The organism is Elusimicrobiota bacterium (assembly GCA_026388095.1).
Classification (GTDB): domain Bacteria; phylum Elusimicrobiota; class Elusimicrobia; order UBA1565; family UBA9628; genus UBA9628.
This window is the reverse complement of record JAPLKL010000061.1, coordinates 24802-30832: the sequence shown is the minus strand read 5'-3', so window position 1 is coordinate 30832 and position 6031 is coordinate 24802. Positions and strand designations below refer to the sequence as shown.

5 protein-coding genes are annotated in these 6031 nt (G+C 68.4%); all 5 read right to left on the bottom strand.

The annotated features are described in order from the left end of the window. Positions 1-188: 188 nt before the first annotated feature. Positions 189-695 (bottom strand): hydrolase, encoded by a 507-nt coding sequence (locus NTY77_14865; GenBank protein ID MCX5796774.1) that lies wholly within the window; start codon positions 693-695, stop codon positions 189-191. A 4-nt stretch (positions 696-699) separates the two neighbouring features. Beyond that, entirely contained in the window at positions 700-1320 is a 621-nt protein-coding gene (locus NTY77_14860; protein ID MCX5796773.1) for an exopolysaccharide biosynthesis protein, read from the bottom strand. A gap of 3 nt (positions 1321-1323) precedes the next feature. Then, the gene (locus NTY77_14855; GenBank protein MCX5796772.1) at positions 1324-2583 is read right to left on the bottom strand and encodes an AbfB domain-containing protein; all 1260 of its coding nucleotides are present in this window, start codon (positions 2581-2583) and stop codon (positions 1324-1326) included. 67 nt (positions 2584-2650) lie between these two features. Then, positions 2651-4486, bottom strand: coding sequence for a type I DNA topoisomerase (gene topA, locus NTY77_14850; protein ID MCX5796771.1), 1836 nt, complete (start codon positions 4484-4486; stop codon positions 2651-2653). Between the two features lie 181 nt (positions 4487-4667). Next, positions 4668-6014, bottom strand: a complete 1347-nt coding sequence (locus NTY77_14845; GenBank protein MCX5796770.1) for a sigma-70 family RNA polymerase sigma factor — start codon at positions 6012-6014, stop codon at positions 4668-4670. Positions 6015-6031: the final 17 nt, after the last annotated feature.

The following is a 6031-nucleotide window of genomic DNA, read 5'->3' as shown; positions in this document are numbered from 1 at the left end:
TGATGTCTCTGAACAGGCTGTAAAGCCGCGCAAGCCGAATCAACGAGGCCTGCTGCCGATTTTCCGTCGGACAATCCCGACCGGAGGCTGTTTCATCAGGGCTTGTTGCGTCGCGCGACGGATTTTCCCCGGACAGGAGTGTCCCAGGGATAAGTCGGTGGATGACCCAGGCGAGCGGGGCTGCCCGATCACGCTCGATGACGGGGTTTTTCCGACTTCTTGAGCGCGATCCCAATCGCCAGAATGGCCGCGGGCAGGAAACATGCGGAGCAGAAGCGATAGATGTTCGCGCTGCTGATCAGCGCCAGAAACGGGTTGGCTCGGAAAGGGTAGAACGGGTGCATGTCTGAGTACAGGAACGAGTCCAGCTGGACATGGAACAGCGCCCCCAATGCTCCGGATAGCGCCATCCTCGTCCTGCTGGTCGAGTACTCCAGCCCGCAGCCGGCCATCCACCGGCCGAACACTCCGCGCAGAGGATAGCAGGCCCAGCCCCACGCGGAACAGACGGCCGAGCCGATGAGGAAGGTGTGCAGGTAGCCATGCAGGGGGTAATGCAGGCCCAAAACCATGACCGTCAGCGGCTCAAGGTCTATGACGACATTAGCAAGAAGGAATATCGGCAGATCCAGCCGCCGGCGCAGCGGGATGCCGATCAGGGCGTCAGGCCCGAAGTGGAATGGGGTGAATGGCATCGGACTAGCGCAGCAGCGCCTTGACCCCGTCCCAGCCCAGCACGAGGATGGCGCCGAAGAAGAGTATGTTGAACGCCAGCGCGAGGTAGCCCGCGGCCAGGAAGAGCAGGTCCTCCTCCGCGGTCCCGATGGAAAGCAGCAAGATGGCGGTGGCGGGCGGGAAGTTCGTGCCCGGCGGCAGAGGCGCGCCCAAAAGCAGGCCGCAGAAAGCGATGGCGCAGCCGCTGGCCCGCTGGGTCCAGGGGTGAGCGGAGAGCCAGAGGCCGCGGGGCTTGACCACCCGCTCGCACCGGCGCATGAGCGCGGCGCCGGCCGCGAAGACCCTTGCCATCTGGTGCCCCGGGATATGGCGGTTGTGCCAGCGCTGCGGGATCCAGGGCCCCAGGCCCAGCGCCATGCGGCAGCCGGCCGACGCGATGACCAAGCCGAAGACCGTGGAGACGCCGGGCAAAGGGATCGGATGCAGGAAACCCACGGAAAGTATGGCCGTGAAAAGCGCCTGGTCGCGCGGGGCCAAGCCCGGCAGCAATTTCCCCACGGTCAGGGAGCTCTCCCGGCAGGCGGCGGAGAGGCGATCGAGCTCCGTGGAGAGCCGCGCCTGACGCGCCGCGCCGGGCTCCGTCATGCGCTAGCGCGCCTGGGCGTCGACGAAGCTGAAGGTCGCGTCCTTGCGGAACAGGTCATCGGAGCCCTTCTCAACGTAGAGATGGTAGTCCCGATGCCGGATGTAGTATCCAGGATAATTGAAGGATTCGAAGGATACCGCCGACGAGTCGGCCAGTCCGGGGACGACTTTGAAGGTCGCATCCTCCTTGAAGAGCCTGTCGCCGCTGTCCGAGTCGAGCTTGAGCCGGCCGGACTGATGCCTCAGGAAGCGTCCGGGGCTGCCCATCGACTCGAAGGAGACCGCGGAGGCGTCGGCCAGGCCCGGGACCTTCTTGAAGTCCGCGTCTTCCTTATCGACGTCGGAAAGCTCCGCCAGGGAATCGCGGACCCTGATGAGCCGGCCGGGATAGTTGTAGGAGCGCAGGGATACCGCGCGCTCGACGCGCTCCGCCGATCCGGGCAGGCTCACGGTGCCGAAGAGGTAAGCGAAGGTCTCCGAAGGACTGGCCCAGATGGAAAGGGCCTTGTTCTCGTGTTGGCCGTTGAGCTGCACCTGCGGGAACCAGGGGCTGGGCTGCACCGTGACCGGGCCGGACCGGGAGGCCTTGGCCGCAGCGGGCTCGAACCAATCCGCCCGGTCGCCCGGGGTGTAGACCTTCCAGGCCTGCTGGTCGGTGGCGAACAGGACGCTGCCCGAAGCGTCCGTCGCGATGAGCATGAAGCCGAAGCTCCCGCCCCGGCGACCCCCGACGGTGAAGACATCCCCGTCCTGCAGGACGGCAGCGGTCGAGAAGGCGGGCTGCGGCGCCTCGTCGCCCCGGGTCTTGAAGGACGGCGAGTACTCGCGCAAGGGCCGGCCGTTGAGGTAGACATCGGCGTCGTCGGCCATGTGCCAATACAAGGTGACAGGGATGCCGAGCCTGGCCTTGGGCGCGGCAGGCTTCGGCGCGGGGGCGGGCTCCACGGCCGGAGGGGCCACGACCGGGGCGGGCTCCACGGCCGGCCGCGGCTGGGCCGGGATCTCCGCCGGGACCTCCGGGACCAGAGGCTCGGGCGCGACGACCGGCCGGGGCCTGAGAAATGGCGCCGGCTCAGGAGCGGGCTCCATCTCCTCTTCGCCCTCGCCGGCCTCGCGCGCCAGGTCCTTGTGGGCTTTGTCTGAAGCCGCCCTGACCGAGTCCGCGGTGGGCTGGGCCGCAACCGGGCGCGTCAGCGCCGCGGCCAAGACCAAAAGGAGGGCCGGCAGGCCGTATCGGAATGCTCTGACCGCGAGATGGCGCATGGTCGTTCCTCCGGAGGGGCTTACTTGACGCCGTTTCGATGATACCAAATCCGCCGCCGCCGCGGGCTCAGGCGGCTTGGGGGGCCTGCGGCGGAGGCGTCCGCGGCTGCAGGGGATTGCCGCGCAGGCCCGCGCGCTGGGCGAGCTTGAGGACCGCGAAGCTGGCCTCGGTCACCACCTTCTCCCAGTCCGCCTCGCCGCGCGAGATCCGGTCCAGGTCCTCCTCCAGCCGCGCCGTATAATTGAGGTCTATGAAGTTCCCCGTGAAATTGCGCACCAGGAAATCCGTCACGGACTGTCCCAGCTCCGTGGCGTGGAGCTTGCGCTTCTTCTCCTCCACATAGCCGCGGTCGATGATGGTGCGCATGATGTTGGCGTATGTGGAAGGGCGCCCGATGCCGTCCTTCTCCAGCTTCTTGATCAAAGAAGCCTGCGTGTAGCGCGGCGGCGGCTTGGTGGAGCGCTTCTGCGCCACGAGGTCCAGCACATTGACCGCATCGCCCACATTCAGCATCGGCAGCTCGTCGGAGGACTCGTCATCTTCCACGGCGTCGCCCTCGGGCTGTTCGCCGGGCTTGGCCTTGACCTTGGCCTCCTCGGTCGCGTCCTCGCCGGCCAGCTTGCGCCAGCCGTCGAACACCAGAACCTTGCCCTTGGCCTGGAATATCCCCCGCGGCACCAGCGTGCCGTCGGGCATCTTCCACTCGCCCGGCGCGCAAGCCACGTCCAGGGTCGTGATCTGATCCTTGCCCGCGGACATCTGACAGGCCATGAAGCGCTGCCAGATGAGCTTGTAGAGCTTGCCCGCGTCGCCCTGGCCCAGAGCGTCGGCGCCTTTCTCCGGATGCGTGGGCCGGATGGCCTCGTGGGCCTCCTGGGCGTTGGCGGACTTGGTGGCGTGGATGATGGGCGACTGGGGCAGGTACTCGGGCGGGAACTCCTTGGCGATGAGCGCTCGCGCCTCCGCGATGGCCTCGGGAGACAGGGCCGTGGAGTCCGTGCGGTGATAGGTGATGTGCCCGTCCTCGAAGAGTCCCTGCAGGAGCTTCATGGTCACGTCCGGGTTGAAGCCCAGGCGCACCGAGGCCGCTTGCTGGACCGTGGCCGTGGAGAACGGCGGCGGGGCGTTGCGCGAGGAGTCGCGGCGCTCGCAGGAAAGGACCTCCCAGCGCTGGGCCTTGCACCAGGCGATGGCCTGCTCGGCCAAGGCGGGGTCCTTGAGCCGCTGATTGAGCGGCGTGCCCTTCCAGGTGATGAGCTTGGCCAGGAATGCCGGCGGACTTCCGGGCTTCTCCAGCTTGGCGGCCAGGATCATGTAGTCCACGTTCTTGAACCTGCCGATCTCGGCCTCGCGCTCGGCCACCAGGCGCAGGGCCACGGACTGCACGCGGCCCGCGCTCTTGGCCGCCTTTCCGATGCGGCGCAAAGTGGGGCTGACCAACCAGCCCACCACGCGGTCGAGCACGCGGCGCGCCTGCTGGGCGTTGACCAGGCGCGAGTCGAGCGGCCGCGGCTCTGCCATGGCTTTCTGCACCGCCGCCTTGGTCACGGCGTGGAACACCACGCGCTGGTATTTGCGCTCGCCGAGGAGCTGGCTGACGTGCCAGGCGATGGCCTCGCCCTCGCGGTCCGGGTCGGTGGCCAGCAAGACTTCATCAGCGCCTTTGGCCAGGCTCGACAACTCGCTGATGGCCCGGGAAGAACGCTCGAGCATCTCGTAGGTCGGGGCCACCTTGCCGTCCTGGAAAGTCACGGCCAGGTCGCCCTTGGCCGGCAGGTCGCGCACGTGGCCGAAGGACGCGGCCACGCGAAAGCCCGGGCCCAGGAAGTCCTTGATCTTGCGGACCTTGTTGGGCGACTCGACGATGACGAGCTTCATCGGGTTCTGGCCTGGGCCAGCCATGAAGATAGCAGAAACCGCTCGAAGAATCCATGGCCAGGCTCCGCGTCGTCTGGAAGGAGGTTCCGGCGCTGTGCGCCGGAACCCGCGCCGACCGCAGGTCGGCGCCCGGCGACTGTGTCCGGACGCAGTCACCTAGGACGATCTGTTCCGCGCCTCGTGCGCGGGATTCCATCCAGGCGCCCTACACGTAGTCGCGCAGCGTCTGGCTGGCCTGGGCGTCCCGCAGCTTGCCGATGGCGGCCAGCTCGATCTGCCGGACCCGCTCGCGGCTGAGGCGATAGGCTCCGGCCAGCTCGTCGAGCGTGCTGGGCTGGTTGGTGGCCAGGCCGTAGCGCCGCCGGACCACGTCGGCCTCGCGTTCGTCGAGGGTCCCGAGCAGCTTCTCGAGCTCGGCGCGGCGCAGGACGTCGTGCACCGTGTCCAGCAGCGGCGGGGCTTGGCGGTCCACCAAAGTCGCGTCGAAGTCCAGGCCGTGCTCCTCCCCCTCCTCAACGGCGGGGCCCGAGAGCGACACGGTCGGCTGGAAGGCCTCCAGCGCCTGGCTGACCTTGGCCATGGAGAGACGCATGCGGCGCGCCAGCTCCGGCAGGCGCGCCTCGACGTCGCTGGTCTCCGCGAACCGGCGGGAGACCTTGCGGATCTTGGCCGCCCGCTCCCGGACGTTGGGCGGGACGCGCACGGTGCGCTCCATGTCCGCGATGGAGCGTTCGATGGCCTGGCGGATCCACCAGGTCGCGTAGGTCGAGAACTTGAAGCCCTTGCCGGCGTCGAACTTCTCCACCGCCCGCATCAGGCCCAAGGCCCCCTCCTGCACCAGGTCGCAGAGCTCCAGGCTGTGGCCCGCGTGCTTCTTGGCGACGGAGACCACCAGCCGGAGGTTGGCTTCCACGAGCCGGAATTTATCCTCCCGGATGGTCTCCTCCAGGACGCGGACGCGCTCGTCGAGGCCGAGCAGCTCGCGGGGCGCGACCGGCAGGAGCCGGCTCAGGCGCCGCCGCTCGGCCGGGCTGCGCGCTTGGCGCAGGGCCGCGGCCAGGGCCGTGATCTTGTTGCCCACGCGCGCCACCTTGCGGTCGCTGAGGTCGAGCGACTCGATGAGTCGGGCGAGGACTCGCGCTTGCCGGGCTTTTTCCGCCCGGCCCCGGGGCTTGGCGCGCCCGATCTGGTCGGCGACGGCGCGCAGGCGGCGGGCCATGCCGGAGATCTCCTGGGACGAGCGGCGGCCGCGAGGCATGAGCTCCTTGGCCGACAGCTCGCCCTGGTCCAAGAGCTCCCGCCAGAGCAGGATCTCCCGGGCCATGAACGGGGACTCCTGGATCAGCTGCCGCAGTTCCGCCATCCGGCCACGGACCCCTTTGGCCAGGCGGAACTCCTCCTGGCGGGACAGGAGCGGGACCTTGCCTATGCGGACCATGTACTGCGCGGCGGTGTCCGAGGACTGATGTCCGGGCGCGGGGTGCGCGGCACGCTCCTCCACGATCTCTTCAGGATCGGATGCGTCGACCGGCTCGGCGGTAGTCGCTTTCATCTTGACCATCCTCTCCC